The 25,117-nt window shown below is 72.2% G+C and carries 22 protein-coding genes; 9 read left to right on the plus strand and 13 right to left on the minus strand.

Going from position 1 to position 25,117, the window contains the following annotated elements; genetic code table 11:
* Positions 1-112: 112 nt before the first annotated feature.
* The 5 genes from pntB to ACH4D3_RS12300 form a co-directional block, all read right to left on the minus strand.
* On the minus strand, positions 113-1,573 hold the full coding sequence (pntB, locus tag ACH4D3_RS12280) for a Re/Si-specific NAD(P)(+) transhydrogenase subunit beta (protein WP_398320173.1): 1,461 nt from the start codon (positions 1,571-1,573) through the stop codon (positions 113-115).
* Positions 1,570-3,144 carry a Re/Si-specific NAD(P)(+) transhydrogenase subunit alpha gene (locus tag ACH4D3_RS12285; RefSeq protein WP_398320176.1) on the minus strand — a complete coding sequence of 525 codons (1,575 nt, stop codon included), beginning with the start codon at positions 3,142-3,144 and terminating at the stop codon, positions 1,570-1,572. Before ACH4D3_RS12285 ends, pntB begins: the two co-directional genes overlap by 4 nt.
* Before the next feature lie 94 nt (positions 3,145-3,238).
* Positions 3,239-3,802 carry a TetR/AcrR family transcriptional regulator gene (locus ACH4D3_RS12290; protein WP_398320179.1) on the minus strand — a complete coding sequence of 188 codons (564 nt, stop codon included), beginning with the start codon at positions 3,800-3,802 and terminating at the stop codon, positions 3,239-3,241.
* A 45-nt stretch (positions 3,803-3,847) separates the two neighbouring features.
* The gene (locus tag ACH4D3_RS12295; RefSeq protein ID WP_398320182.1) at positions 3,848-5,239 is read right to left on the minus strand and encodes an amidase; all 1,392 of its coding nucleotides are present in this window, start codon (positions 5,237-5,239) and stop codon (positions 3,848-3,850) included.
* A complete protein-coding gene (locus ACH4D3_RS12300) occupies positions 5,226-5,435 on the minus strand; it encodes a hypothetical protein (RefSeq protein WP_398320185.1) in 210 nt (69 codons plus the stop codon). The genes ACH4D3_RS12295 and ACH4D3_RS12300 overlap by 14 nt, the downstream gene beginning before the upstream one ends.
* A gap of 168 nt (positions 5,436-5,603) precedes the next feature.
* On the opposite strand from ACH4D3_RS12300, the gene ACH4D3_RS12305 reads away from it, so the two are divergent.
* Complete coding sequence (locus ACH4D3_RS12305) at positions 5,604-6,581, plus strand: MBL fold metallo-hydrolase (protein ID WP_398320188.1); 978 nt, start codon at positions 5,604-5,606, stop codon at positions 6,579-6,581.
* Here the strand turns inward: ACH4D3_RS12305 and ACH4D3_RS12310 are convergent.
* The gene (locus ACH4D3_RS12310) at positions 6,553-7,248 is read right to left on the minus strand and encodes a TetR/AcrR family transcriptional regulator (protein ID WP_398320191.1); all 696 of its coding nucleotides are present in this window, start codon (positions 7,246-7,248) and stop codon (positions 6,553-6,555) included. The two genes, ACH4D3_RS12305 and ACH4D3_RS12310, sit on opposite strands and share 29 nt — an antisense overlap.
* A 53-nt stretch (positions 7,249-7,301) precedes the next feature.
* Here ACH4D3_RS12310 and ACH4D3_RS12315 point away from each other — a divergent pair, with 53 nt between their 5' ends.
* A complete protein-coding gene (locus tag ACH4D3_RS12315; RefSeq protein WP_398320194.1) occupies positions 7,302-8,441 on the plus strand; it encodes an FAD-dependent oxidoreductase in 1,140 nt (379 codons plus the stop codon).
* A gap of 39 nt (positions 8,442-8,480) precedes the next feature.
* On the opposite strand, the gene ACH4D3_RS12320 is transcribed toward ACH4D3_RS12315, so the two are convergent.
* Complete coding sequence (locus ACH4D3_RS12320) at positions 8,481-9,971, minus strand: FAD-dependent monooxygenase (RefSeq protein WP_398320197.1); 1,491 nt, start codon at positions 9,969-9,971, stop codon at positions 8,481-8,483.
* Between the two features lie 281 nt (positions 9,972-10,252).
* Here ACH4D3_RS12320 and ACH4D3_RS12325 point away from each other — a divergent pair, with 281 nt between their 5' ends.
* From ACH4D3_RS12325 to ACH4D3_RS12340, 4 genes are all read left to right on the plus strand, one after another.
* Entirely contained in the window at positions 10,253-10,834 is a 582-nt protein-coding gene (locus ACH4D3_RS12325) for a dihydrofolate reductase family protein (RefSeq protein WP_398320200.1), read from the plus strand.
* Positions 10,835-10,987: 153 nt separating this feature from the next.
* The gene (locus ACH4D3_RS12330) at positions 10,988-12,124 is read left to right on the plus strand and encodes a PQQ-dependent sugar dehydrogenase (RefSeq protein ID WP_398321100.1); all 1,137 of its coding nucleotides are present in this window, start codon (positions 10,988-10,990) and stop codon (positions 12,122-12,124) included.
* 52 nt (positions 12,125-12,176) lie between these two features.
* Positions 12,177-13,418 (plus strand): D-mannonate dehydratase ManD, encoded by a 1,242-nt coding sequence (gene manD / locus ACH4D3_RS12335; RefSeq protein WP_398320203.1) that lies wholly within the window; start codon positions 12,177-12,179, stop codon positions 13,416-13,418.
* A 75-nt stretch (positions 13,419-13,493) separates the two neighbouring features.
* Positions 13,494-14,168 carry a histidine phosphatase family protein gene (locus ACH4D3_RS12340; protein WP_398320206.1) on the plus strand — a complete coding sequence of 225 codons (675 nt, stop codon included), beginning with the start codon at positions 13,494-13,496 and terminating at the stop codon, positions 14,166-14,168.
* Here the strand turns inward: ACH4D3_RS12340 and ACH4D3_RS12345 are convergent.
* The gene (locus ACH4D3_RS12345; protein WP_398320209.1) at positions 14,152-16,050 is read right to left on the minus strand and encodes a LamG-like jellyroll fold domain-containing protein; all 1,899 of its coding nucleotides are present in this window, start codon (positions 16,048-16,050) and stop codon (positions 14,152-14,154) included. The genes ACH4D3_RS12340 and ACH4D3_RS12345 overlap by 17 nt on opposite strands.
* 243 nt (positions 16,051-16,293) lie before the next feature.
* Here ACH4D3_RS12345 and ACH4D3_RS12350 point away from each other — a divergent pair, with 243 nt between their 5' ends.
* Positions 16,294-17,127 carry a PIG-L family deacetylase gene (locus tag ACH4D3_RS12350; protein ID WP_398320212.1) on the plus strand — a complete coding sequence of 278 codons (834 nt, stop codon included), beginning with the start codon at positions 16,294-16,296 and terminating at the stop codon, positions 17,125-17,127.
* Between the two features lie 73 nt (positions 17,128-17,200).
* Here ACH4D3_RS12350 and ACH4D3_RS12355 read toward each other — a convergent pair whose 3' ends face one another.
* Positions 17,201-18,130, minus strand: coding sequence for an endo-beta-N-acetylglucosaminidase H (locus tag ACH4D3_RS12355; RefSeq protein WP_398320215.1), 930 nt, complete (start codon positions 18,128-18,130; stop codon positions 17,201-17,203).
* Between the two features lie 115 nt (positions 18,131-18,245).
* Between ACH4D3_RS12355 and ACH4D3_RS12360 the strand changes: the two genes are divergently transcribed.
* Entirely contained in the window at positions 18,246-20,069 is a 1,824-nt protein-coding gene (locus ACH4D3_RS12360; protein WP_398320218.1) for an SMI1/KNR4 family protein, read from the plus strand.
* Between the two features lie 22 nt (positions 20,070-20,091).
* On the opposite strand, the gene ACH4D3_RS12365 is transcribed toward ACH4D3_RS12360, so the two are convergent.
* The 3 genes from ACH4D3_RS12365 to ACH4D3_RS12375 form a co-directional block, all read right to left on the minus strand.
* Positions 20,092-20,643 carry a snapalysin family zinc-dependent metalloprotease gene (locus ACH4D3_RS12365; protein WP_398320221.1) on the minus strand — a complete coding sequence of 184 codons (552 nt, stop codon included), beginning with the start codon at positions 20,641-20,643 and terminating at the stop codon, positions 20,092-20,094.
* Positions 20,644-20,813: 170 nt separating this feature from the next.
* On the minus strand, positions 20,814-22,199 hold the full coding sequence (locus ACH4D3_RS12370; RefSeq protein WP_398320224.1) for a cellulase family glycosylhydrolase: 1,386 nt from the start codon (positions 22,197-22,199) through the stop codon (positions 20,814-20,816).
* Positions 22,200-22,348: 149 nt separating this feature from the next.
* A complete protein-coding gene (locus tag ACH4D3_RS12375; RefSeq protein ID WP_398320227.1) occupies positions 22,349-22,813 on the minus strand; it encodes an SRPBCC family protein in 465 nt (154 codons plus the stop codon).
* 46 nt (positions 22,814-22,859) lie between these two features.
* On the opposite strand from ACH4D3_RS12375, the gene ACH4D3_RS12380 reads away from it, so the two are divergent.
* Complete coding sequence (locus ACH4D3_RS12380; RefSeq protein WP_398320230.1) at positions 22,860-23,498, plus strand: TetR/AcrR family transcriptional regulator; 639 nt, start codon at positions 22,860-22,862, stop codon at positions 23,496-23,498.
* 135 nt (positions 23,499-23,633) lie between these two features.
* On the opposite strand, the gene eno is transcribed toward ACH4D3_RS12380, so the two are convergent.
* Positions 23,634-24,938 (minus strand): phosphopyruvate hydratase, encoded by a 1,305-nt coding sequence (gene eno / locus ACH4D3_RS12385; RefSeq protein ID WP_398320233.1) that lies wholly within the window; start codon positions 24,936-24,938, stop codon positions 23,634-23,636.
* Positions 24,939-25,117: the final 179 nt, after the last annotated feature.

Below are 25,117 nucleotides of genomic sequence, written 5' to 3' on the forward strand. Positions count from 1 at the left end.
GGGGGCGGCCCCGAGCACATCGCCGGGCCGTACGCCGAGCAGGGCGACGGGAGGCCTCCGCGCGGCGCCCACCGGCCCGGCACCGCCGTCACCGCACCGCACCGCATCGCCGTCATCCCACCGCCGTCACCCCCTGCGCGGCGGTCCGAGGGTCTCGTCCGGTTCCGGGCCCGAGTGCCTCCAGGATCGCCTCGACGCTCTGCTTGGCGTCGCCGAAGAGCATGCTGCTGTTGTCCCGGAAGAAGAGCGGGTTCTGCACGCCCGCGTAGCCGGAGGCCATCGAGCGCTTGAACACGACGACGTGTTCCGCCTCCCAGACCCGCAGCACGGGCATCCCCGCGATCGGACTGGCGGGGTCGTCGGTCGCCGAGGGATTGACCGTGTCGTTCGCGCCGATGACCAGCACGACCGAGGTGTCCGCGAAGTCGTCGTTGATCTCGTCCATCTCCAGCACGATGTCGTAGGGCACCTTGGCCTCGGCCAGCAGCACGTTCATGTGCCCGGGCAGCCGCCCCGCGACGGGGTGGACACCGAAGCGCACCTCGACGCCGCGCTCGCGCAGCCGCCGGGTCAGCTCCGCGACCGGGTGCTGGGCCTGCGCCACGGCCATGCCGTAACCGGGGGTGATCACCACGGACCGTGCCCGCGCGAGCAGTTCGGCCGCCTCGGGCGCCCGTACCTCACGGTGCTCGCCCTGCTCCCGCGCATCGCCCGGCGGAGCCTCGATGCCGAAGCCGCCCGCGATGACGGAGAGGAAGGAACGGTTCATCGCCTGGCACATGATGTAGCTCAGATACGCACCCGAGGATCCGACCAGTGCGCCGGTGACGATGAGCAGGTTGTTGTCGAGCAGGAAGCCGGCCGCCGCCGCGGCCCAGCCGGAGTAGCTGTTGAGCATCGAGACGACGACGGGCATGTCGCCGCCGCCGATGGAGGCCACCAGGTGCCAGCCCAGGGCGAGCGCCAGGACCGTGACCGCCACCATCAGGGGCAGGCCGGGGCTGACGGTGAACCAGACGGTCAGCACCGCGAACAGGGCCAGCGCACCCAGATTGAGGGCGTTCTTGCCGGGCAGCGTCAGCGGCCGGGACTTGATCCGCGCGGACAGCTTCAGGTACGCGACCACGGAGCCGGTGAAGGTGACCGCGCCGATGAAGACGCCGATGAACACCTCGGCGTGGTGGATGCCGATCAGGTCGGCGGCGATCCGGCCCCGCGAGCCGTGCGCCTCGACCTCGAGATAGCTGTTCCAGCCGACCAGGACGGCCGCGAGACCGACGAAGCTGTGCAGCACCGCGATCAGCTCGGGCATCTGCGTCATCTCCACGCGCCGGGCCCGCCACAGCCCGATCGCGGCGCCGATCACCATGGCGAGCAGGATCAGCGCGACGGGGCCGGCGGACACGCTCCGCGCCGAGACCACGACGGTGGCCGCCAGGGCGAGGGCCATCCCCGCGATGCCGTACACGACACCGGCGCGTGACGTCCGGTGCTGGGACAGACCGGCGAGGCTCAGGACGAACAGCAGGGCCGCCACCAGGTCGGCGGCGCGGGAGGCGGTCATGGACGTCATCGGGTCTCGCCTCTCGAGAACATGGACAGCATGCGGCGGGTGACGGCGAAACCGCCGAATATGTTCACGCTCGTCAGCAGGATCGCCACGAAGGACAGCACGGTGACGAGCGTGCTCTCGTGCCCGATCTGCACGAGGGCACCGATCACCACAATCCCCGAGATGGCGTTGGTCACCGACATCAGCGGGGTGTGCAGGGAGTGGTGGACCTTGCCGATCACGTAGTAGCCGATGACCACGGCCAGCGCGAACACCGTGAAGTTCTGGGCGAGTTGGGCCGGAGCGAAGGCGACCAGCAGGAAGGTCGCCAGCATGCCGAGGCCGATCAGGCCGAAGCGCCCCGCCGGGGTGAGCCGGCGCGGTTTCCCACCCGTCGGTGCGGCGGGCGCCGCCGCCGGGGGAGCGGTGGAGGGCGGGGCCGCCGACACGGCGACCGGCGGGGGAGGCCAGGTGACCGTGCCCGCGCGGACCACGGTCACGGTCCGCTGCACCACGTCGTCGAAGTCGATGACGATCCGGCCGTCCTTGCCGGGGGTGAGCAGCCGGAGCAGGTTGACCAGATTGGTGCCGAACAGCTGCGACGCCTGGGCGGGCAGCCGGGCCGCCAGGTCCGTGTAGCCGATCAGGGTCACACCGTTGCCGGTCACCACGGTCCGGCCCGCGACGGTCCCCTCGACGTTGCCGCCCTGGGCGGCGGCCATGTCGACGACGACACTGCCGGGCCGCATCGCCGCCACGTCGTCGGCGGTCAGCAGGCGCGGGGCGGGCCGTCCGGGGATCAGCGCGGTGGTGATGACGACGTCCACGTCACGGGCCTGCTCGTGGTAGAGCAGGGCCGCGGCCCGGTCGTAGTCGGCCGACGTGGCCTTCGCGTAGCCGTCGGCGCTCTCCTCCTGGGCCACGTCCACCGCGAGGTACTCGCCGCCCAGGGACCGCACCTGGTCCGCGACTTCCGGCCTCGGGTCGGTGGCGCGGACGATCGCACCGAGGCTGGAGGCGGCCCCGACGGCGGCGAGCCCGGCGACCCCGGCCCCGGCGACGAGGACCTTCGCCGGTGGTACCTTGCCCGCGGCGGTGACCTGCCCGGTGAAGAAGCGGCCGAAGACGTGCGCGGCCTCGATCACGGCCCGGTACCCGGCGATGTTCGCCATGGAGCTGAGCACGTCCATCGACTGCGCCCGCGATATGCGCGGCACCGCGTCCAGGGCGAGCGCCGTGACGCCCCGCGCGCAGAGCGCCTCGAGCAGCTCGGGCCGCTGCGCCGGTGCCAGGAGGGCCACCAGCGTCGTTCCTTCGCGCAGTGCGGCGGTCTCGTCGGCGGTCGGCGCGTTGACCTTGAGTACGAGGTCCGCGGCCCAGGCCTCGCCGATGCCCGCCCCCGCCTCGGCGTAGGCGTCGTCGCCGAAGCCGGAGGCCGCGCCGGCCCCCGACTCGACGACGACCTCGTAACCGAGGCCGAGGAGCTGGCGAACCGTCGAAGGCGTCGCGGCGACGCGCGTCTCCCCGGGCAGGGACTCGGCGACGACGCCGACGCGCCGAGGCGGGTGGTGAGCGGATTGGTGTCCAGTCATGTCCAGTCTCTCGTGGAGGCGTTGTTGACCGGTTCCGTACCCACGGGAGGGCGACGCGGCACGAGAGACGGCCGTCGTTCTTGGACGCGGCCGGTCAGGGACCGGTCGGCCCGAGGACCTCCGCGACCAGCCGGCGCGCGTATGCCGCGTTGAGTCCGTCCGGGCGGAAGAGGATGCGGTACATCAGGGGGGCGACGACGCGGTCCATGACCGTCTCGACGTCGGGCACGTCGTCCCCGCGTCCGGCCGCGCGGGTGAGGACCACGCCGAGCTGGTCGGCGGCGTAGGCGGAGCACCGGCCGGCGTTGCCGCCGTCCGGGTCGCCGAGCAGCGCGTCGCGGATGTAGGCACGGCCGGTGGGGGAGGCCATCTCGTCGAGGAACTGCTCGGCCCACGCCGTCAGGTCGGAGCCCAGCCCGCCGTGGTCCTCGGGGGCGGTGTCGGGCCGCAGGCGCTCGACCGCGACGTCCGACAGCAGTTCCTGCAGGTCTCCCCAGCGGCGGTAGACCGTCGACGGCGTCACGCCCGCCCGCCGGGCGACCAGCGGTACGGTCAGCGCGTCCCGCCCCACCTCGGAGGCGAGCTCGCGCACGGCGGTGTGCACCGCCGCCTGGACCCGGGCGCTGCGCCCGCCGGGGCGCACCATCTGCCTGCTCATGGCACCAGCTTAAAGCAAACACGTTGCGTCAAGAGGGGCGTTCCTTCAGGCCACGCGCGCGAGTCCGTGAGCGGGCCGGGTCTGCTCGTAGGCGTGACCGGCCCGCAGGAGCACACTCTCGCCCAGCGGTCGCCCGAGCAGCTGCATGCCGATGGGCAGCCCCGCGGTGTCGTGGCCGACCGGCAGGGACAGGGACGGCACCCCGGTGATGTTGGCGGGGGCCGACAGGCGGACATAGGCGTCGGAGACCGCCTCCGAAGTGCCGTCCGGCCAGGTGACCGTCTCCTGGCCGGCCCCGACGGCGGTCGCCGGGACGGCGGGGGCGGCGATCAGGTCGACCTCCCGCAGCAGGCGCGCCCACTCCCGCCGCATCAGGGTGCGGGAGCGCTGGGCGCGCAGGTAGTCCCCGGCGGACATCAGTTCGCCGGCCTCCAGCAGGACGCGGACGTCGGCCTGGTAGAGCTCGGGGACGGTGCGCAGGGTGCGCTCGTGGTAGGCGGTGGCCTCGGGCACCATCAGGCCCCACTGGGTGGCCCGGATGTAGCGGGTCAGGGGGATCTCGACCTCGACGAGCCGTGCGCCGAGCGCCTGGAGCTGGTCGATCGCGCGCCGGACGGCGGCTTCCACCTCCGGGTCGACGTGGTCGAAGTAGTAGGTGCGCGGCACGCCGACGCGCAGACCGGTGAGGTCGGCGCCCGCGGTCGGCCGGTACTGCGTGGCGGGTGCGGCCAGGGAGGCGGGGTCGCGGGGGTCGTGCCCGGTCAGGGCCCCCAGGACCAGGGCGGCGTCCGCGACGGTACGGGTGATCGGGCCGACGTGGTCCAGCGACCAGGACAGGGAGGTGACGCCGTGGCGGGGGACGAGGCCGTACGTCGGCTTGAGGCCGACCACCCCGTTCAGGGCGGCGGGCACCCGGATCGAACCGCCCGTGTCGGTGCCGAGGGCGAAGGTCGCGGAGCCCGCGGCGACGGCGACGGCCGATCCGCCGCTGGACCCTCCGGCCACCCGGCCGGTGTCCCAGGCGTTGCGGGTCTGCGGGGTGGTCAGTCCGTAGGCGAACTCGTGGGTGTGGGTCTTGCCCACCAGGACCGCGCCGGCGGCCGCCAGCCGGGCGGCGACCGTGCTGCTCGCCCCGGCCCGGTGGCCGGTGCGGACCCGGGAACTGGCGGACGTCGGCACGCCGGCGACGTCGATCAGGTCCTTCAGCGCCATCGGGATGCCGTGCAGCGGGCCGCGGTGGCGGCCGGCCGCGATGTCGTCCGCGGCCTCCCGCGCCGCCCGGCGGGCGTGCTCCTCGGTGACGGTGACGTAGGCGCAGAGGTGCGGCTCCGTCCGTCCGACGCGTTCCAGGACGGAGTCCAGCAGCTCGACGGGTGACAGGCGCCGGGCCCGGACGGCGTCGGCGGCCGCGCCGAGGGTCAGTTCACAGGGCTGCATCGGGGGACTCCTGTTCCGCGCGGTAGGCGGGGGCGGGCGGGGTGTCGGCGAAGTCCAGCTCCCGCAGGACGGCGACGACGGAGTGGATGTGGTCGGCGGTGGCGGCGAGGGCGGCATGGCGGTCCGCGGGCAGCGGGAGTCCGGCACGGGCGGCCCAGCGGGCGGCTTCGGGCGGGGTGAGTTCGGAGGCGGACATGGGGTTCTCTCCCGGGGCTGGAGCGGCGGAGCGGACTCCGTGACTCAAAAGCTAAGTGTTTGCGTTTGGTGGACTGTAGGTCCTACCGTGGACTTAAAGCAAACAGATTGCATTAGCGCGAAGGATCCGCTCCCGGGTCCACCGCCCGCCACCCGGAGGAAACCGATCATGAGCACCGCACCGGCCGCCCACCGGACCGCCGTCCCTTCCTGGACCGTGGGCGACGTCCTCGTGCACCGCGTCGACGAGGTCCCCCTGCCCGCCGCCACCGGAGCATGGCTGCTCCCCGCCGCCACACCGGACCTCGTCGCCGGACAGCACTGGCTGCGCCCCCACTTCGCCGATCACGAGGGCACCCTGCGCATCGACAGCCACAGCTTCGCCTTCGCCGTCGGCGGGCTGCGGGTGCTGGTGGACACCGGCATCGGCAACGGCAAGGAGCGGGCCAACCCCGCCTGGCACGACCTGCGCACCGACTTCCTCCGGCGGCTGACCGCCGCCGGATTCCCCCCGGACTCCGTCGACCTGGTGATCCTCACCCACCTGCACGCCGACCACGTCGGCTGGAACACCCGTGAGGCGAACGGGGAGTGGGTGCCCACCTTCCGCAACGCCCGCTACCTGACCTCGCGCACCGAGCGCGAGTTCTGGGCCGGGTACGACATGGAGGAGGCACGCAGGCAGATGTTCCGCGACTCCGTGATCCCGGTGGAGGAGGCGGGACTGCTCGACCTCGTCGACGTCCCCGCCGCAGGGGTGGAGGCGGCCCCGGGGCTGCGCCTGATCCCCACCCCGGGGCACACGCCCGGCCACCTCGCCGTCGAGCTGACCAGCCGCGGCCGAAAGGCCCTGGTCACCGGCGACTGCGTCCACCACCCCGTCCAGCTCGCCCACCCCGCCGTCGGGGCCTGCGTCGACATCGACCCGCGACGGTCCGAGGCGACCCGCCGCGAGCTGCTCGGCTCACTCGCCGGCACGGACACCCTCGTCCTGGGCACCCACTTCGCACCGCCCACCGCGGGCCGCGTCGTCGCCCACGAGGACGCCTACCGGCTCGAACCCGTCCCCGCCCGGGAATCCCGCGGTGCCCGCCACCCGCGCCGAGCAGGCGCGGACGTCAACTCCCTGGCGGCCGGGCGAGCCTGACGGCCACGGCGTCGAGGACCCAGTCCAGGCCGGCCGTGAAGGACTCCTCGGCACCCACGTGCGTGCCGTCGTGCACCGCCCTGGCCAGCGCCGGGTAGCGGCCCGTGGCCAGCATCCGGGTCAGGTGCGGGCCGTGGGCGCGCTGCCACTCGGGCTTGGACAGGCCCGTCGCGCGCTCCGCCCGCAGGTCCGCGATCTCGCGCCGGACGGCTCCGGTGAAGTAGGCGCTGACCGTCTCCACGGCGCGCATGGCGGTGTCGACGTCGGCCAGGCCGTCGAGCGCGGCCAGGGTCGCCTCGGCCACGGCGAGACCGTTCGGCCCCAGGGCCGGGCGGCCGCCGAGCAGGTCGGCCAGCCATGGGTGCCGCAGAGCGGCCTGCCGGGTCCGGTGGGCCAGGGCGCCCAGTGCCTCGCGCCAGTCACCGGCCCGTTCCTCGGGGAGGATCTCCGCGTACACCGCGTCCACCATGAGGTCGAACAGCTCGTCCTTGGTGGAGATGAACCCGTACAGCCGCATCGGCCCGGCGTCCAGCCGGGCCGCCACCTTGCGCACGGACACCGCCGCCAGGCCGCCCTCGTCGGCGAGCGCGATCGCGGCGGCGACGATCCGCCCGCGGTCGAGCGGCACGGGGCGATGCGGCGGCTCCGGCCGGTCCCAGACAGTCATGCCCCCACCGTACTGTTGCGATACGCCGTAGATGGAAAATACACTGTATCGACATGAGACATCGTAAACGAGATAGACAACGTATCGCGGTGGTCGGCGGCGGTCCCGCGGGACTCGCCTTCGCCCGTGTCATGCACCGCCACGACCGCCCCGTCGCCGTCCTCGAACGCGATCCCGCTCCCGACGCCCGCCCCCCGGGCGGCACCCTGGACCTGCACGAAGGGCTGGGCCAGCTCGCCATGGACAAGGCGGGACTGCTGGCCGAGTTCCAGGCGCTGTCCCGGCCCGAGGGCCAGGCCATGCGCATCCTGGACCCGGACGGGACCGTACTGCGCGACTGGCGGCCGGATCCGGCGGAACGGGCCAATCCGGAGATCGACCGCGGGCAACTCCGTGACCTGCTGCTCGGCCCGCTCGACGTCCGGTGGGGCCAGGGCGTGACGCAGGTGGTGCCGGGGGCCCGGGACGGTGTACTGGTCCATTTCGAGGACGGGCACCAGGAGACGTTCGATCTGGTGGTCGGCGCGGACGGTGCGTGGTCCCGCACCCGCCCGGCGGTCTCCCCGGTGACGCCGCACTACACCGGCGTCACCTCGGTCGAGACGTCACTGGACGACGTCGACACCCGTCACCCCGACCTCGCCCAGCTGGTCGGCGACGGCTCGGTGGCCGTGTACGGCGTGAACCGGGCGCTCGTCGCCCAGCGCAACAGCGGCGGCCACGTCAAGGTTCACGCCCAGTTCCGCGCGCCACTGGACTGGCACGCGCACCTCGACCTCGGGGACGCGGAGGCCGTGCGGTCGCGTCTTCTGCCGCTGTTCGACGGCTGGACCCCTCCCGTCCTCGACCTCCTTCGCCACGGCACCGCGTTCGTCCACCGGCCGCTGCACGTCCTGCCCGTGTCCCACACCTGGACCCACGTCCCCGGAGTGACGCTCCTGGGCGACGCCGCCCATCTGATGCCTCCCCTGGGGGCGGGCGCCAACCTCGCGCTGCTGGAAGGCGCCGAACTCGCCGAGACACTCGCCGAGGGCCCCGCGGATCCGGACGACGCGGTCCGCGCCTTCGAGGAACGGATGTGGGCACGGGCCGGACGGTGGGCGAAGATCACGACGGCCGGTCTGGAACGCCTCGTGAGCCCGGATCCCGCCGCGGCCCTCGCCGTCTTCGACCGGGTCCAGCCGTCCCGTTGAACGGCCGCCCCGGCCGCCCCGTGGGCCGCCGGCGCCGGGTCAGCCGACGGGCTCGCCGAACCAGCGGGCGAGGTGCTCGTCCAGGTCCCGCTGATCGTCGCCGATCCAGGCGACGTGGCCGTCCGGACGGAGCAGGACGCACGGGACGTCCAGCGCCGCGGTGGGGTCCGCGAGCCGGTCGACCCGGTCCGACCAGCCGCCGACGGTCAGGCGTTCGGTGCGGTCCAGCAGCAGGCCGCGTCCGCGACGCAGCAGACCGTAGAGGTTGCCCTGTCCGACGCCGATGTCCCGCATCCGGCGGCCGAGCAGGTCGGGGCCCGCACCGAAGTCGTAGCGGATGCCGGTCGCGGTGACCTTCTCGATGAGCCGGCGGTTGACCTCGTCGAAGTCCATCAGTTCGGTGAGCAGCCTGCGCACGGCCCGCGCGCCCGGTTCGGTGGAGTGCAGTTCCATCTGCGCGCGGGTGTTGTCCAGTACGTCCTCGGCGACCGGACGGCGCTCGGCCTGGTAGGTGTCCAGCAGTGTGTCCGGCGCCCAGCCGCCAATCCGCGCGGCCAGCTTCCAGCCGAGGTTGAACGCGTCCTGAAGGCCCAGGTTGAGTCCCTGCCCGCCGGTGGGCGGATGGATGTGTGCCGCGTCACCGGCCAGCAGCACCCGCCCGACCCGGTAGCGCTCGGCCAGCCGGGTGGCGTCCCCGAAGCTGGACAGCCAGCGCGGCGAGTGCACGCCGAAGTCGGTTCCGGCGACGGCGCGCAACTGCCGCCGGAAGTCCTCCAGAGCGGGCGGTTGTGAGCGGCCGCCGCCGTCCGCGGGGGGGACCACGACGGGGACCACGACGCTGTAGACCCCCGCGCCGAAGGGCCGCAGCCAGAACCGCTGCTGGGTCTCACGGACCCGCGCCACCTCGGCGGAGACCTCCTCCGGAGGCACCCCCACTTCCATCTCGCCCATCAGCGTCTCGTTCCGCGAGGGCTCGCCGGGAAACGGGACGCCCAGCAGTTTGCGCACCGTGCTGCGGCCGCCGTCGCAGCCGACGAGGTAGCGCGAACGCAGCCGTCGCCCGTCGGCCAACTCCACGGTCACCCCCTCGCCGTCCTGCTCGAAACCGGCGACCGCGCCCCCGTGCAGGATCCGCGCGCCCAGGTAGGCCGCGTGTTCCTCGAGGAGCCGGACGACGACCGGCTGCGGGATGCCCAGCAGATACGCGTACTCGGAATCCAGGCCCTCGGGCGCGGGCTTGGGGATGGCGGCGAAGACTCCGCCGACCGGACGCTGCCTGCCGTGCCGGAGGAGGCGGTCCAGCAGTCCGCGCATGGCCATCAACTCGATGCTGCGCATGTGCAGGGCGACGATCCGGACGAACGACGCGGGCTCGGTCTCCTTCTCCAGAACGAGTACCCGCACATCGTGCAGCCGCAGCTCGGCGGCCAGCATCGCACCGGTCGGCCCGCATCCGGCGATGATCACGTCGAAGTCGCGCTCCACCGTGTCCTCGGACGACGGCTCGGCGGTGAACTGCCCAGAGTTCATGGGTGTTGCCTTTCGGGAGTGCCTTGTGGTCGAGGCGCTCCCGGCGACACCCGTGTCAGTCGCCGGCCATGACGGGAAGGGGGAGCACCCACGTCGATACAGCGTTCATGGGTCTCACCTCCTCGGGCGGCGTCACGGTCGCGTGCAGGCTACAAGTGCGGAGTTCGGCCCGTCCAATGCTTTCCGGCGATGACTTTCGGGCCCGGCAGCGGTCGTATCCGGTAGACAGATCCGGCTGATCCGGCATACCTGGCAGACCCACCGCAGGGAGGAACGGACCCATGGCAAGTCTCATGGTCGACTTCATCATCTCGCTCGACGGATACGCGGCCGCGGACGGCTGGCCCGGCTTCTGGGGCATGGAGGGCCCCGAGTACCTCGCCTGGCTCGACGGGGACGCCGAGAAGCGGCACACGAGCCTCATGGGGGCCACGACGTACCGGCTGATGTCCGGCTTCGCCCGCGAGATGCCCGACGATCCCGGCTTCAAGGAGATCACCGCGATGCCCAAGGTGGTGTTCTCCTCGACCCTCCGAACCCCGCTGTCCTGGGACAACACGGAGCTGGTCCAGGGGGACCCGGTCCCGGCCGTGTGGGACATGAAGCGGAACGGGACGCGGCCCCTGCGCACCCTGGGAAGCCTCACCCTGTGCCGTTCGCTGCTCCGGGCCGGTCTGGTCGACCGCTTCCGTGTGGTCGTCTTCCCGGTCATCACCGGGGCGACGGGCAGGGAACGGATCTTCGACCAGTACCCGGACGTCACCCTCGACCTCGTCGGGAGCCGCACCTTCGACGGCCGGCTCCAGCTGCTGGAGTACGTTCCCACGGTCCTGGACGGACCGCCCGGGGCCGCCCAGAAGTAGCGCGTATTGGCCTGGGCCTGCAACGCCCGACGCCCTATTCTCGGCGGTGGCCGACGACACCCCCACCCCAGTCGTCGGCCGGCCCGGGCGACCCCAGGTCCGGCCCGGGCAGTCAGGTGCACTCCCCCCACTCACCGCCTCCGGGAGGCCATGGTGAACATGCGCACCAGAATGTCGGCGATCGTCGCAACAGCGGGTCTCGTAGGATCCCTGGCCCTGGCCACGGCGTCCGCCGACGAGTCCCGCACACCCCGGGCCGCGGCGCAGGTCGCACTGACCGAGGTGGCCCGGGCACAGAACCCGACGGCCGGTGCCGCGGGCCCGCAGGACACGGTCTGGATCGCCGAACGCGCCGGCACCGTCCGGGTCTTTAACGACGACGGACTCGGCGAACCCGTGCTCGACATCTCCGACGAGACCACCACCGACGGCGAACGCGGCCTGCTCGGCCTGGCCTTCGACGAGCGGTTCGCGCACCTCTACGTCTCCTACACCGACCTCGAAGGCACCAGCACCGTCGACGAGTTCGCCGTCCAGGACGGCACGGTCCAGGAGGACACCCGGCGCACCGTCCTGACCCAGGAGCAGCCCGAGTCCAACCACAACGGCGGCGCCATCACGTTCGGACCCGACGGCTACCTCTACATCGCGCTCGGGGACGGAGGGGGCGGCGGCGACCCCCAGGGCAACGGCCAGAAGCTCGACACCCTGCTCGGCAAGCTGCTGCGGATCGACCCGCAGGGCGGCGACCCGTACGCCATCCCGGAGGACAACCCCTTCGCCGACGACCCGGACGCCAGGGGCGAGATCTGGTCGTACGGGCTGCGCAACCCCTGGCGGTTCTCCTTCGACGCCGCCTCGGGCGACCTGCTCATCGGCGACGTCGGCCAGAGCGAGTGGGAGGAGATCGACTGGGCGCCCGCGAGCAGCCCGGGCGGCGAGAACTACGGCTGGTCGCAGATGGAGGGCACGCACCCCTTCCGCGGCGGCACCGAGCCCGCTAACCACGTTCCGCCGATCCACGAGTACGACCGCACCGGCCTCGGCTGCTCCGTCACCGGCGGCTACGTGTACCGGGGCCAGGCGGTCCCCGGCCTCGCGGGACAGTACGTCTACAGCGACTACTGCGACGGCACACTGCGCTCCCTGGAGATCGAGGACGGCCGGGTGACCGCCGAGCACGACCTCGGGGTGAACGGCGGCGAGGTCGTGTCCTTCGCCCAGGACGGCGACGGGGAGCTGTACGTCCTCGCCATCGGAGGTACGGTTTCCCGCGTCGACCCCGCGTGACCCCGGCACGGGCCTGACCACCGGGCGCGCGTCGCCGAGGAGGAACGCCCCTGTGAAGATCACCGCCGCCGACGTCGTCGTCACCAGCCCGGGACGCAACTTCGTCACCCTGCGCATCACCACCGAGGACGGGCTCACCGGCCTCGGCGACGCCACCCTCAACGGGCGCGAACTGGCCGTCGAGGCCTACCTGCGTGAGCACGTGGCCCCGCTGCTGCTCGGGCGGGACGCGCACGCCGTCGAGGACACCTGGCAGTACCTGTACCGCGGCGCCTACTGGCGCCGGGGCCCGGTCACCATGGCGGCCGTCGCCGCGGTGGACATGGCGCTGTGGGACATCAAGGGCAAGGCGGCGGGCATGCCGGTGTACCAACTCCTCGGCGGCGCCTGCCGCACGGGCGCCCTGGCCTACGGCCACGCCTCGGGCCGGGACATACCCGAACTGCTCGGCTCGGTGCGCGAACACCTGGCGGACGGCTTCCGGGCCGTCCGCATCCAGAGCGGCATCCCCGGTCTGGACTCCGTGTACGGCGTCGCCGCCTCCGCCGCCGGCGACGGGGACCGCTACGACTACGAACCCGCCCGCCGCACCGGTGCCGCGCACCCGCGCCCCACCGAAGAGACCTGGGACACCCGCGCCTACCTGCGCCACATGCCCAAGGTCTTCGAAGCCGTACGGCACACCTTCGGCCCCGAAATCCCCCTGCTGCACGACGGGCACCACCGCATGACGCCCATCCAGGCGGCGCGGCTCGGCAAGGACCTCGAACCCTACGACCTCTTCTGGCTGGAGGACGCGACCCCGGGCGAGGACCAGGGGGCACTGCGGCTGATCCGGGAGCACACCACCACGCCGCTGGCCATCGGGGAGGTCTTCAACTCCGTCCACGACTACACCACGCTGCTCCAGGAACGGCTGATCGACTACGTCCGCTCGGCGGTGACGCACACCGGCGGCATCACCGCCGTACGCAAGCTGCTCGACATGGCCGCCGTGTACGGCATCAAGTCCGGCATGCACGGTCCGACCGACATCTCACCGGTGGGCATGGCGGCCGCCCTGCACCTCGACCTCGCCGTGCACAACTTCGGCATCCAGGAGTACATGCGCCACGCCCCGGACACCCTTGAGGTGTTCCGCACCTCCTACCGCTTCGAGGACGGCCTCCTGCACCCCGGCGAGAGCCCCGGCCTCGGCGTCGAACTCGACGACGCGGCCGCGGCCCGCTTCCCCTACGAGCCCGCCTACCTGCCCGTGAACCGCCTCGGCGACGGCACCGTCCACGACTGGTGAGGCCCGGGACACCGGCGGCGCGTGGCACAGTGGAGATGCCCTGCCCCCCGTCGTCCCGCAGAAAGTCCCCGTCGCATGCGTCTCCTGCTCATCAGGCACGGCCAGACCCCGTCCAATCTCAAGCACCTCCTGGACACGGCCGAGCCGGGCCCCGGCCTGACCGCCCTCGGCCAGGAACAGGCGGCGGCGCTGCCCGAGGCCCTGGCGTCGGAGAAGATCGACGCCCTGTACGCGTCGACGCTGGTGCGCACGCAGCTGACCGCCGCGCCCCTGGCCTCGGCGAGGGGACTGGAGGTCCGGGTCCGGGCCGGGATCCGGGAGCTGACCGCGGGCGACCTGGAAATGCGCGGCGACGAGGAGGCGGCACACACCTACATGCACACCGCCTTCGCCTGGTCCGCGGGTGACGTGCGGCTCCGTATGCCCGGCGGCGAGAACGGGGTGGAGGCGCTGGCCCGCTTCGACGCCGTGGTGGCCGAGGCGCACCGGGGCGGCGCCGAGACCGCGGCCATGGTCAGCCACGGCGCCGCCATCCGCATGTGGGTGGCGGCGCGGGCCGACAACGTGGACGTCGCCCACGCCGCGGGGCACCCCCTGGCGAACACCGGAATCGTCATCCTCTCCGGTTCGCCCGGTCAGGGATGGCGAGCGCTGCTCTGGGAGGGCGAGTCCCTGGGCCCCCTTCCCCTCACGCCGGGCCCGAACGACCCCACGGGTGCCACCGTGACGCCGTTCAGTCCACCGGAGTGAGGAACTCCCGTACCGGCAGGGGGCGCCCGACGATCCGGGTGTCGCCCAGCCAGCCGTAGAAGCCCTGCCCGAACCGTTCGTCGAACTGCGTGCCGCCGAGGACGAAGGGCTTGCCGAGGGTGGCGATCCCGGTCGACGGCTGTGCGGGATTGCGCGCGATCCTCGATCCGTCCACGTACATCACCGTACGGCGGCCGTCGTTGACGACGGCGATGTGCATCCAGCGCCCGACCGGGACGGCATGGCTCCACGACGTGGGGTCGGCGTCCTGCCGGTGCGGGTAGACGACGAACTGGAGAAACCGCTCGGGGGACAGGTTCAGGCTGCACGTCGGTTCCAGCGGGGACCAGCCCGTCGTCTTGCCCGCGTCGCCGTTGCGGCCCTCCCAGCTGAGGATGCCCATCCAGTCGTGGTTGCCCTCGAACGGCTCGGGCAGCCGGACGAAGGTCTCGATGGTGTACCCGCGCAGGAACTTCTCACTGTTCAGGGCCGCCCCGTCCGCGGTGGTGAGGACGGCACCGCGGTCGGGGCCCTGACCGCCGTCGAAGCGGAGGCTGGCGTGCGCGGGCTGGCCGCGGTGGTGGTCCCGCGACCACGTGAGCGCGTCGGCGCCGGAGGCGTGCAGCCGGCGCACCGTCAGGTCGTTTCCCCGGCCGGTGAGGTCCCTGACCACGGTGCCGTCGGGCAGGGGCGCACCGGGCTGCTGGGCCGCCTCGGTTCCGGACCCGTCGAAGCGCCAGTAGGCGAGGGTGCCGCGGGGCATCACGGCCCGGGCCGGCCGGGGCTTCGGCGTGGGTACGGGGGCGAAACCGGCGAACCGCTGGTCGAAGTCGATGCCGAGCGTGAACCGGTCGGTGGGGCCGGTGAGTTCCAGCGTCTCGGCCGCCAGCGGGGAGCGCGCCGCGGGGTCCCGGGCGAGGAACCAGGGCGCGAACGTCTCCACGTCGACGACCCCGCGCACCAGGTCGAAGCCGTAGGTGCGGATCATGCCCGCGCCGCCGTAGTAGCGGTCCTGGTAGTTGGTGATGTGGACGTGGACGTCGTGCCCGGCGTCGTTGGTCAGCACGGTGCGGCCGGGCGGCCAGTAGTGCCCGCCCAGCGCCAGGAAGATCTGGTCGCTCCCCTTGATCAGGCCGTCCCACAGACGTTGGCCGTGGTCGGACAGACGGGCCTCGCCGTCGTCGCCGGACCAGGCGATGTCGTGCGTGGTCAGCACCGCCGGCAGGGTGGGATGCCGGGCGAGCACCTGCCGCGCCCACGCCAGCCCCTGGTCGGAGACCCGCCAGTCCAGGGCGAGGACGAGCCACTGCCGCCCGCCGGCCCGCAGGACGTGGTAGCTGTTGTAGCCGTCGGGCGAGGCACCGCCGAACGTCGGCATGGATTGGTAGCGGTCGGGACCGAACGCGGAGAGGTAGGCGGAGTCGCCCCGCTGGTCGTCCGTGGACGAGCGGATGTCGTGGTTGCCCGCCAGAACGCTGTACGGGACCCGGCCGTGCAGGACGCGGAAGGTGTCGGCCGCGAGACGGATCTCGGCCTCGGTGCCGTGCTCGGTGACGTCGCCGAGGTGCGTCATGAACGCGATGTTGGCCGCGGCCCGCTCGGTGACGAGGTGGCGGAACGTCGCCCGCAGCGGGGTCGGATCGGCGCTGTCGGCGTCGAACAGGTACTGGGTGTCGGGCAGCACCGCCAGGGCGAACCGCGGACTGTCGGCATCGAAGCGGCCGCCGGACCGGCCGGCCGCGTCGGCCGAGTCGGCCGCCCGTGCCGGGACGGCGGCCGTGCCGGCGACCGCGGCACCGGCCGCCGGTACGGCCACCGCCGCACGCAACAGCACGCGTCTGTCGGGGTGACGGCGGCCACTGCTCTGTTCCTCTGTGCTCATCTGGGCTCCACTGACCGGGTGACGGATGGCGATCAGTGCGCATGCTGCTCACCCGCGCCGACCGTCCGGTGGCGCCGAGCTGAACACCGCCCGCCCGGCCGACGACGGCCCGTGGCGGTAACCTGCGGCGGCGGGCCGGGAACAGGGGAGCCGTCACACGCTGTTGCATCGGCGGAGGGACCGGCGCCGCATCCGCGCCCGCCGTGTCCGGAGCAAGACGTATCCCAGCAGGAGGACTGCTTCATGACCGACCGACCCTTGACGCTCATGGCCGTGCACGCCCACCCCGACGACGAGGCCACGAGCACCGGCGGGGTCCTGGCGCGGTACGCGGCGGAGGGCATCCGCACGGTCCTCGTGACATGTACCGACGGCGGTTGCGGTGACGGACCGGGAGGCGTCAAGCCGGGCGATCCCGGGCACGATCCGGCGGCCGTCGCCCGGATGCGCCGACGGGAACTGGAGGAGAGCCGTGACGTCCTGAAGATCAGCGATCTGGAGACCCTCGACTACGCCGACTCCGGAATGATGGGCTGGCCGAGCAACGACGCCCCCGGTTCCTTCTGGCGGACCCCGGTGGAGGAAGGCGCCGCCCGCCTCGCGGAACTCATGCGGCACTACCGGCCCGACGTGGTCGTCACCTACGACGAGAACGGCTTCTACGGCCACCCCGACCACATCCAGGCCCACCGCATCACCATGGCGGCGCTGGAGATGACGACGCCGGCGCCGAAGGTGTACTGGACCACGGCGCCCCGCTCGATGACGCAGCGGTTCGGCGAGATCATGCGCGAGTTCCAACCGGACATGCCGGAGCCGGACCCCGCCGAGGCCGCCGCGATGGCCGAGATCGGCCTCCCCGACGAAGAGATCACCACCTGGGTGGACACCACCGCGTTCAGTGGCCAGAAGTATGACGCCCTGGCCGCCCACGCCAGCCAGGGCGAGAACATCTTCTTCCTCGGGATGGGCAAGGAGAGGTTCGGCGAGCTGATGGGCATGGAGACCTTCGTACGCGTCCGGGACACCACCGGCGCGGCGGTGCCGGAGAACGACCTCTTCGCCGGACTGCGCTGACCCGCCGCCCTGCGGCCCGCGGGCCGCAGGGTATCCATGACATCGTTGTCCGGCCGCAGTGCGGCGCGGCGCCCTACGGCGTGTACACGGCCTCGCTGCCGTACAGCTCCCTGGTGAACGCGGAGACGTCGGCGCTGCGGTCGCCGCCGTCGAGGTTGTACGTCAGATAGACGCCGTATCCCTCGGCGACGGTGCGCCGGGCGAGGTCGGCGGACGTGCTCCGCGAGGTCCGGCCGATCTCCACGGCGGCCGGTGACAGCTTCGACTTGGGCAGCGCGATCCGGGGCACCTGCCAGGTGCCGTAGTACGGGTTCCAGGCGTAGTCGAAGTCGGTGGAGACGTCGACGCCGCCGTAGGAGAGGCGCGAGGCGGCCGGACCGATGTTGTACAGGCTGATGATCTTGTCCGGCATGTTCGCGCGCAGGGCCGTCACCAGGTGGACGAACGAGCTGTCGTTGGGCTGCCCGGTGCCGTTGGTGCCGTACTCGGCGTACTCGTCGTCGAAGTCGATGCCGTCGAGGCCGTACTCGGCGACGGCGTCCGAGAGTTGCTTCGCGAACGCCGAAGCCGCCTGCTGGGACGGGAAGTTGGCGAACCCCGCGCCCTGGTGGTTGCCGAGTACAGAGAGGACGACCTTGATGCCCTGCTGCTGCAACGGCCGTATCTGCGTGGCGGCGTTGTCGAGGACGCGCTGCACGTTCTCGTTGAAGTGCAGGTACGCCGACTTGGTGCCCGTGTCGTAGTTGATGTTCGCCGCGAAGATCACGGCGACGTCGAAGACGTTCCCGCCGCCGTCGGCGAGGGTGTACTTGCCCGCGTTGAGCATGCTGTTGTTGTTCACCTCGATGTAGGCCACCGAGGTCGGCCCCTGCTTCGCGGGAGCGGGAGCCGCCGCCGCGCCGTTCGTGGTGGCCGTCGCGGTCGTGCCGAGGGTGAGGGCCGCGACGGCCGAGAGCGCGAGCGCGGCCCTGCGCACCCTGCTCCGTACCGGAGTGGACTTCATTGATCGTTCTCCCATCTCGTGATCGGCGCCGGCCGGTTCACCGGCGGCCGAGTGAAGCCGTCCGGGTCTTCCGGACCCGGGCGGCATTGTCAGTGGCTGATGACAGCCTGGACCCATGACGGACACAACGACGTTCGACTGGCGGCCCTTCCTTGCCGAGTGGAGCGGGGAGTGGGCGGACTGCCTGCCCGAAGGGGAGACACAAAGCGCGGACGACGCGGCCGCCCGGCGGTCTCGTTGGCTGGGCTTCCCGCCCGCCGACGAGGCGCGGGTCGCGGCGGCCGAGGCACGCCTGGGCCTGCGCCTGCCCCCGTCGTACCGGGAGTTCCTGATGGTCAGTGACGGGTGGCGGCACGCGGGCGGATTCGTGTGGCTGCTCGCGGGCACCGCGGACGCGCGCTGGCACGACGACGCCTCGGGCCTGGCGGACATGTTCGAGGAGTACCTGGACGACGACGCCGGGCCGCAGGAGCGGCGGGAGGCAGGCATCTGGCGGCGCGGACTGCAGCTCGACGTCGCGTCCGACGCCACCTACGTCCTCATGGACCCGCAGGACGTGGACGAGGACGGTGAATGGGCCGTGTACACCTGGGCGGGCTGGCGGGCCGCACCGCCCGAGCGGCATGCGAACTTCCATGCGTTCATGCGGGAGATGCACCGCGAGTTCCACTGCCTGCGCGCCCGCCCGGGGGAAGGAGAGCCGGAGTTCGTCAATGACACGACGCGCAGACTCGACGCACTCGTCGAGGAGGCCCGGTTGGCGGCGCTGCGCGGCGACTGGGAGGGAGCCCTGCGACTCCTGGACGAGGCCAGGGCGTACGGCAGACCGCGAGCCGCCGGACTCGGCGACCAGATACGCCGTCTGCTCGGCCAGACCTACATGGTGGACTTCGGCGGCCTGGCCGCGGACCCGCGGTACGCGCCCGAGCTGTTGCCCCTGCTCACCGCCGAGATGCCCGGCCGGATGACGAAGGGCACGTACGCGTACACGGCGACCGGAGCGTTCGGAGAGGCGGTGGAGCGGGCGAGGGAGCTGGCCCGGTGGGGGGACACGGACGCGGCCTGGCGGGAGCTGACGTGTGCCCTGCCCTCGTGGGAGCCGCTGGGGCCGGACCATCTGGCACCGGTGGGCTGGATCGCGGACCCGCTGCTCGGGTCGCTGCTGACCGCGGAGCGGGGGCGCGAGCTGCTGTCCACGCCCAGGGGCGGTCAGGCCGGTCAGGCACCCGGGCCGACGCCGCCGCTGGACCCGCCCGGCCTGGCATGGCTCGCCGAGCCGGACCCGGGCAACCGCCGCACGTGCTACCGGTTCGTACTCGTCGAAGGGGTCGAGCCCGAGGAGTTGGCGGCGCGGCTCGCGGACGGGGGCGGCGCCGTGCTCGACGACCCCATGACCTCCTGGCAGGCGCGGCAGGGCTGGTCGCGCCGCCGCGGGGAGTTCCCGTCGTACGAGGACCGGGCGCTCCTCGCGGTCGGCCGGGCGGGCGACGGCTGGAGTTTCGCCTTCGACGGCGACCCCGCCCCCTTCGACCGGCAGCGGTTCGTCTCCCCCGCGGCCGGGGCCTGCGCGGGCACTCGGGCGGTGGTGGTGTGGAGCGGGCTGAGAACGCGGCACGGAGAACCCTTCTTCCACCTCTCGGTGGCCCGGGACGGCGTCGAGCGGTACGCCTTCACGTACGACGAGGGGGAGATCCGCGAGAGCGGGGAGAGCGGGGAGATACCGAGGACGCTGCGCCCGGACCAGTACTTCGGTGACCCGGGCGACGGCGCCGACGACGCGGAACGGGCGCTGCTGGCGGCGGTGGGCGGGGAGTTCGGTGTCCACCTGCCCCGGCAGGCGCTCGTGCACGGGAGGCTGCACACCTGCACCAGCCGCTCCTGGACCCGGCCACCGAGGGACGGGGAGAGCTACCTGGAAGTCCGTGTGTACATGCGTTGACCGTGCTGATCGTCGCCGAGGCTCAGTCCTCGACCAGGACGGGCACCGGCCCCGTGACCGCCGACGGAGAACCGGCCGCACCGGCGAAGTTGTTCTCGACCTCCGTCTTCTCCGCGGCGTTAGGGTACGGATTGGTGCACGGGACGCCCGCGCTCGATCCCGACATCAGACTGGAGCACGGCCCGGGTTTGCGGTCCGGCAGCCCCAGGATGTGCCCGAGTTCGTGGGACGAGATGCGTACCGTGTTGTAGCCCTCGTTCACCGCCTGACGTCCGATCCAGACGGTGCCCTTGCCCAGGGACGTGGGGAGGGCGCGCGGCCAGCCGTCGTCGGCCAGGATCCGGATGTCGGCCCGCTGTCCGGCCGAAACCGGACGCAGCTCGGCACCCTCGACGCTCTCGTTCCAGATGGCCGCGCCCCGGTCGACGGCGGACCGGAACTCCGCGGAGCCGCTGGCGTCGTAGGTGAGGACCCGGGCCGCGGCCGGTGAGCCCGCGGCCACGGCCTGGCCGCTCAGCAGCGGCAGCGACATCAGCGCCGCCGCGAGACATCCGGTCAGTGTGCGGACGTGCATGCTCGACCTCCTTGTGGGGGAGAGGAGTCGTGCTCATGACATCACCTGGCTCCCTGCCCACGCGGCGGCCCGGTCAATCAGTCAATTCGTGAGCAGGGGGCGGTCCGTGGGACGCGGAGCGGAGCCGCGTCCCACGTCGTCGCGCGTCTGCTCCTCCTGTCTCGCCGGAGTCAGCTCGTCGGGAAGTTGTCGCTGGTGCTGATGCGGCTCTTCAGCAGAGCGCCGGACTCGGTCAGCACGCCGCTGCTGCTGTAGTCGGTGCCCTCACAGGTGCCCGGCCTGAACGCGGCGCTGCCCTCGTCGGCGTCGGAGTACGTCCAGTTCGCATAACTGATCTTGAGCTGGTCGAGCAGATCCAGCCAGGCGATGCTGCTCGACCGGTCCACCGCACCACCGCCGGTGGCACTCACCGTGCCGAACTCCGACACGAACAGGGGGAGTCGGGTGGCCGCTCGGCTCACCGCCGCCCGGTAGGTGTCCTTGTGGCTGGCGGCGTAGAAGTGGAACGCGTACATGATGTTGGTCGCGTTCACCGGGTTGTTGACCACCTCGCTCTCGTTCGCGCCGTCCGAGACGCCCAGCGAGGACCAGCCGCGGGTGCCGACGATCACGACGGCGTCCGGGTCGGCGGCCCGGATCACCGGGATGACCTGCTCGGCGTAGCTCTTCACGGCCGTCCAGCTCACCCCGTTGGGCTCGTTGGCGATCTCGTAGATCACGTTCTCCTTGTCCGCGTTGCGGGCGGCGACGGAGGAGAAGAACGTCTTGGCGCGGTCCAGGTTGTAGTTCGGGTCGCCCGGCGTCAGCGTGTGGAAGTCGATCACCGCGTACATGCCCCGGGCCTCGGCCATGTCGACCAGGCCGTTCACCCGGCTGGTGAAGCCCGCCGGGTCGGTTTCGTAGCCCTCCTCCTGCACGTACATGGCGACGCGGAGCAGGTCCGACTTCCAGTCCTGCGCCAGGGCGTCCAGGGAGGCGTCGCCGTAGCACGGGCCGAACCACTGGATGCCGTGCGTGCTCATGCCGCGCAGCTGTATCGGGCGGTCGTACTGATTGCACAGATGCACACCGCAGACGTGCAGTTGGCCGTTGACGGCAGCCGGTGTCCCGGTCGCGGGCGGATCGGTGGGCGGGTTGGTCGGCGGATCGGTGACGGATCCGCTGCAGGTCACGCCATTGAGTGTGAAGGACGTGGGCGCGGGATTGGCGCCCGTGAAGGACCCCACGAACCCCAGGTCGGCCGACGCGCCGGTGGACAGGGTGCGGTTCCAGTCGACGCCGTCGGCGGTGACCGCGGAGCCGGACTGCGACCAGGTCGCGTTCCAGCCCTGGACGACCCGCTGCCCGGCGTCCGGCATCGTGAACCCGAGCGTCCAGCCACTGACGGGATCACCCAGGTTGGTGATCTTCACCCCGGCCTGGAAGCCGCCCTCCCACTGGCTGGTGATCGTGTACTCGGCCTCGCAGCCGGTTGCGGCCTGCGCCGGTGGGCCGGCGAGCGCCGTCAGGCCGACGATCGATACGCCGGTCGCGAGCAGGGCCAAAAGGCGTTTCAAAGCGTTCCTCCTCGTGCGAAGCGGACACAACGCGATGGGAGCGCTCCCAAAGTCCATCGGCCCGAGACCGTACACCCGCACGCCGGTGCGCGACAGGTGTCGGAACGCCGAACTCCTCGCCCGTGAGGCGCAATCGGCCCCTGCTGCCGTCAGGTCCCGGTGGCGGACGTGTGACGGGCCAGCTCGGCGGCCAGGCGCCGCATGACCGTGCGGTTGGCGCGCCGCATCGTCGTCCGAACTACGGGTGCGAGCAGCCGGTCGGAGAGCGGGGCGCGTACCCAGGAGTAGGTGAACGAGACGCGGGCCCCGCCGGTTCGCGGCGCTTCGACATCGTAGGTTCCGTGGGCCACACGCCGGCCCGCGGCGCTGACGTTCCGTTCCACGATGCGCCGTGGCGCCTCGGCCTCGACGACCTCGATGACGACGTCGGTCTTCCTGCCGCCCAGCGCGGCGGTGACGGCGGCGCGCGAACCGACGCCGCGGGCAGGGCCGCTGCAGTGCCAGTCGGAGAGGTAGTGATTCGTGAATCGCTCGTGGTGCGCCATGACGTCGAGGAAGTCGTAGACCTGCTCGGGCGTCTGGGGCACGGCGATAGACACAGTGACAGGCTTCATGTACCACACGGTACACGCGGGATGTACCACTTGGTACACTCGCGCCGTGGTGACAAGGGACGATCCGCAGCCGGCCTCGGGCCCCGGCCGGGAGGCGCCGGGCGACCGGCGCGCGCGGCTGGTGGAGGCCGCCGTCGACCACGTCGCGGAGCACGGGATCACCGACCTCAGCCTGCGTCGGCTCGGTTCCGCGATCGGCGTCAGCCATCGCATGCTGATCCACCACTTCGGCTCCAAGGAACAACTGCTCGTCGAGATCGTCCGGGCGTCGGAGCGCCGCCAGCGTGCGTTGCTGTCGCGGCTTCGCGCCGAGCCCGGTGTCTCGCCCGCCGATGTCGCGCGGCAGCTGTGGCGGCAGTTGACGGATCCCGGAGCGGCCGGTCAGGAGCGGCTGTTCTTCGAGATCTGCGGGCAGGCGCTGCGCGGCCGGCCCGAGGCCGCCCCGGTCCTCGAAGGGCTCGTGGGGGACTGGCTGGAGCCGCTCGCGCGTGCCGAGGCAGCGGCCGGTGCGTCGCCCGACGAGGCCCGCGATCGTGCCAGGCTGGGGCTCGCCACCGTCCGCGGCCTGCTGTTCGACCTGCTCGCCACCGGTGACCGCGCCGGGGTCGACTCGGCGATGGAGGAGTTCCTCCGGCTGTACTACGGTCCCGGGGCCAGCGGGCAGGCGCTCTCCAACGGTCGCTGACGGCCGGGCACTACGACGCCGCGGACGGCCCGCAACCCGACCCCTTTGCCCGTCGCGGGAGTGGTCTCGGGCGGATCGAGACCGGCGAGGATCCGGCCCGCCGGGCTGCCGGGAGCGCGGCGGGCCGGGTGCGGCTCACATCCCGCGCAGCGCGGAGCGGCCCGCGAACCGTGCCGAGGCGCCCAGTTCCTCCTCGATCCGGATGAGCCGGTTGTACTTGGCCGTGCGGTCGGACCGGGAGAGCGATCCGGTCTTGATCTGACCGCAGCCGGTCGCCACCGCGAGATCCGCGATCGTGGTGTCCTCCGTCTCGCCCGAGCGGTGCGACATGACAACGGTCCAGCCCGCCTCGTGCGCCGTGGTCACCGTCGCCAGTGCCTCGGTGAGCGTTCCGATCTGATTGACCTTGACCAGGACCGAGTTGCCGACGCCGGTACGGATGCCCTCCCGCACGAGTGCCTCGTCGGTGCAGAACACATCGTCGCCGGTGAGCTGGCACCGGTCGCCGACGCGGGCGGTCAGCTCGCGCCAGCCGTCCAGGTCGTCCTCGGCCATCGGGTCCTCGACGGAGACGACCGGGTAGGCGTCGATGAGCCCGGCCAGGTGGTCGGCGTGCTCGGCGGGGGACCGGCGCACCCCCTCGCCCGCGTAGTCGTACACGCCGTCGCGGAAGAACTCCGACGACGCCGGGTCCATGACCAGGCCGATGTCCGGTCCGGCGCGGTACCCGGTGCGTTCGATGGCGGTCACCACGAAGTCGAGGGCCTCCTCGGCGGTGCGCAGCGCGGGTGCGAAGCCGCCCTCGTCGCCCACGCCGGTGGAGTGCCCGGCGGCCAGCAGATCGCGGCGCAGGGTGTGGAAGACCTCGCTGCCCATGCGGACGGCTTCGGCGAACGTGTCCGCGCCCACGGGCACGATCATGAACTCCTGGAAGTCCAGCGGATTGTCGGCGTGGGCGCCGCCGTTGACGATGTTCATCATCGGCAGCGGCAGAAGGTGCGCGCCGGAGCCGCCGAGGTAACGGTAGAGGGGCTGGCGGCGGGCCGCGGCCGCGGCCTTGGCGGCGGCGAGCGAGACGCCGAGGAGTGCGTTGGCGCCGAGCCGGGACTTCGTGGCGGTGCCGTCGAGGGCGATCAGTGCGGCGTCGAGACCCGCCTGGTCCGCCGCGTCGCGGCCGTGCACCGTCGCCGCGATCTCCCCGTTCACATGGGCCACCGCGCGGTCGACGCCCTTGCCGTGCCAGCGGGTGGGGTCATCGTCGCGCAGCTCCACCGCTTCCCGGGCGCCGGTGGAGGCGCCGGAGGGGACGGCTGCCCGACCCAGGGACCCGTCTTCCAGGACGACGTCCACCTCGACCGTGGGGTTGCCGCGGCTGTCGATGATCCGGCGGGCGGTGACGGACTCGATCGCCGCGGCGGGTTCGACTGCTGTTGCGGACATGGGAGTTCCTTCCCGTTGTCGGTGCCGTGACCCGGCTGCGGCAACGCTGGCGCGGGGCCCGGCGGACCAGACTCTACAGCAATGCTGCTCAGTTTGGCTGAGCAGCATTGCTGCGCAGGCTGTCTGTTTAGCTTGGCTGTGCAGGTCAGGTGAACAGCTTTGCTGGTCAGCGGGGGTAA

Origin of the sequence: Streptomyces sp. NPDC018026 (assembly GCF_044327745.1) — a bacterium.
Classification (GTDB): domain Bacteria; phylum Actinomycetota; class Actinomycetes; order Streptomycetales; family Streptomycetaceae; genus Streptomyces; species Streptomyces rubrogriseus.

Excerpts from the sequence above, each read along its gene's own strand:
- ACH4D3_RS12340 (WP_398320206.1), top strand. The coding sequence starts at position 13,494 with ATGCGTCTCCTGCTCATCAGGCACGGCCAGACCCCGTCCAATCTCAAG.
- pntB (WP_398320173.1), bottom strand. The coding sequence starts at position 1,573 with ATGACGTCCATGACCGCCTCCCGCGCCGCCGACCTGGTGGCGGCCCTG.
- ACH4D3_RS12375 (WP_398320227.1), bottom strand. The coding sequence starts at position 22,813 with ATGAAGCCTGTCACTGTGTCTATCGCCGTGCCCCAGACGCCCGAGCAG.
- ACH4D3_RS12315 (WP_398320194.1), top strand. The coding sequence starts at position 7,302 with ATGAGACATCGTAAACGAGATAGACAACGTATCGCGGTGGTCGGCGGC.
- ACH4D3_RS12285 (WP_398320176.1), bottom strand. The coding sequence starts at position 3,144 with ATGACTGGACACCAATCCGCTCACCACCCGCCTCGGCGCGTCGGCGTC.
- ACH4D3_RS12345 (WP_398320209.1), bottom strand. The coding sequence starts at position 16,050 with ATGAGCACAGAGGAACAGAGCAGTGGCCGCCGTCACCCCGACAGACGC.
- ACH4D3_RS12290 (WP_398320179.1), bottom strand. The coding sequence starts at position 3,802 with ATGAGCAGGCAGATGGTGCGCCCCGGCGGGCGCAGCGCCCGGGTCCAG.
- eno (WP_398320233.1), bottom strand. The coding sequence starts at position 24,938 with ATGTCCGCAACAGCAGTCGAACCCGCCGCGGCGATCGAGTCCGTCACC.
- ACH4D3_RS12310 (WP_398320191.1), bottom strand. The coding sequence starts at position 7,248 with ATGACTGTCTGGGACCGGCCGGAGCCGCCGCATCGCCCCGTGCCGCTC.
- ACH4D3_RS12325 (WP_398320200.1), top strand. The coding sequence starts at position 10,253 with ATGGCAAGTCTCATGGTCGACTTCATCATCTCGCTCGACGGATACGCG.
- ACH4D3_RS12365 (WP_398320221.1), bottom strand. The coding sequence starts at position 20,643 with ATGCACGTCCGCACACTGACCGGATGTCTCGCGGCGGCGCTGATGTCG.
- ACH4D3_RS12320 (WP_398320197.1), bottom strand. The coding sequence starts at position 9,971 with ATGAACTCTGGGCAGTTCACCGCCGAGCCGTCGTCCGAGGACACGGTG.
- ACH4D3_RS12360 (WP_398320218.1), top strand. The coding sequence starts at position 18,246 with ATGACGGACACAACGACGTTCGACTGGCGGCCCTTCCTTGCCGAGTGG.
- ACH4D3_RS12295 (WP_398320182.1), bottom strand. The coding sequence starts at position 5,239 with ATGCAGCCCTGTGAACTGACCCTCGGCGCGGCCGCCGACGCCGTCCGG.
- ACH4D3_RS12300 (WP_398320185.1), bottom strand. The coding sequence starts at position 5,435 with ATGTCCGCCTCCGAACTCACCCCGCCCGAAGCCGCCCGCTGGGCCGCC.
- ACH4D3_RS12355 (WP_398320215.1), bottom strand. The coding sequence starts at position 18,130 with ATGAAGTCCACTCCGGTACGGAGCAGGGTGCGCAGGGCCGCGCTCGCG.
- ACH4D3_RS12350 (WP_398320212.1), top strand. The coding sequence starts at position 16,294 with ATGACCGACCGACCCTTGACGCTCATGGCCGTGCACGCCCACCCCGAC.
- ACH4D3_RS12305 (WP_398320188.1), top strand. The coding sequence starts at position 5,604 with ATGAGCACCGCACCGGCCGCCCACCGGACCGCCGTCCCTTCCTGGACC.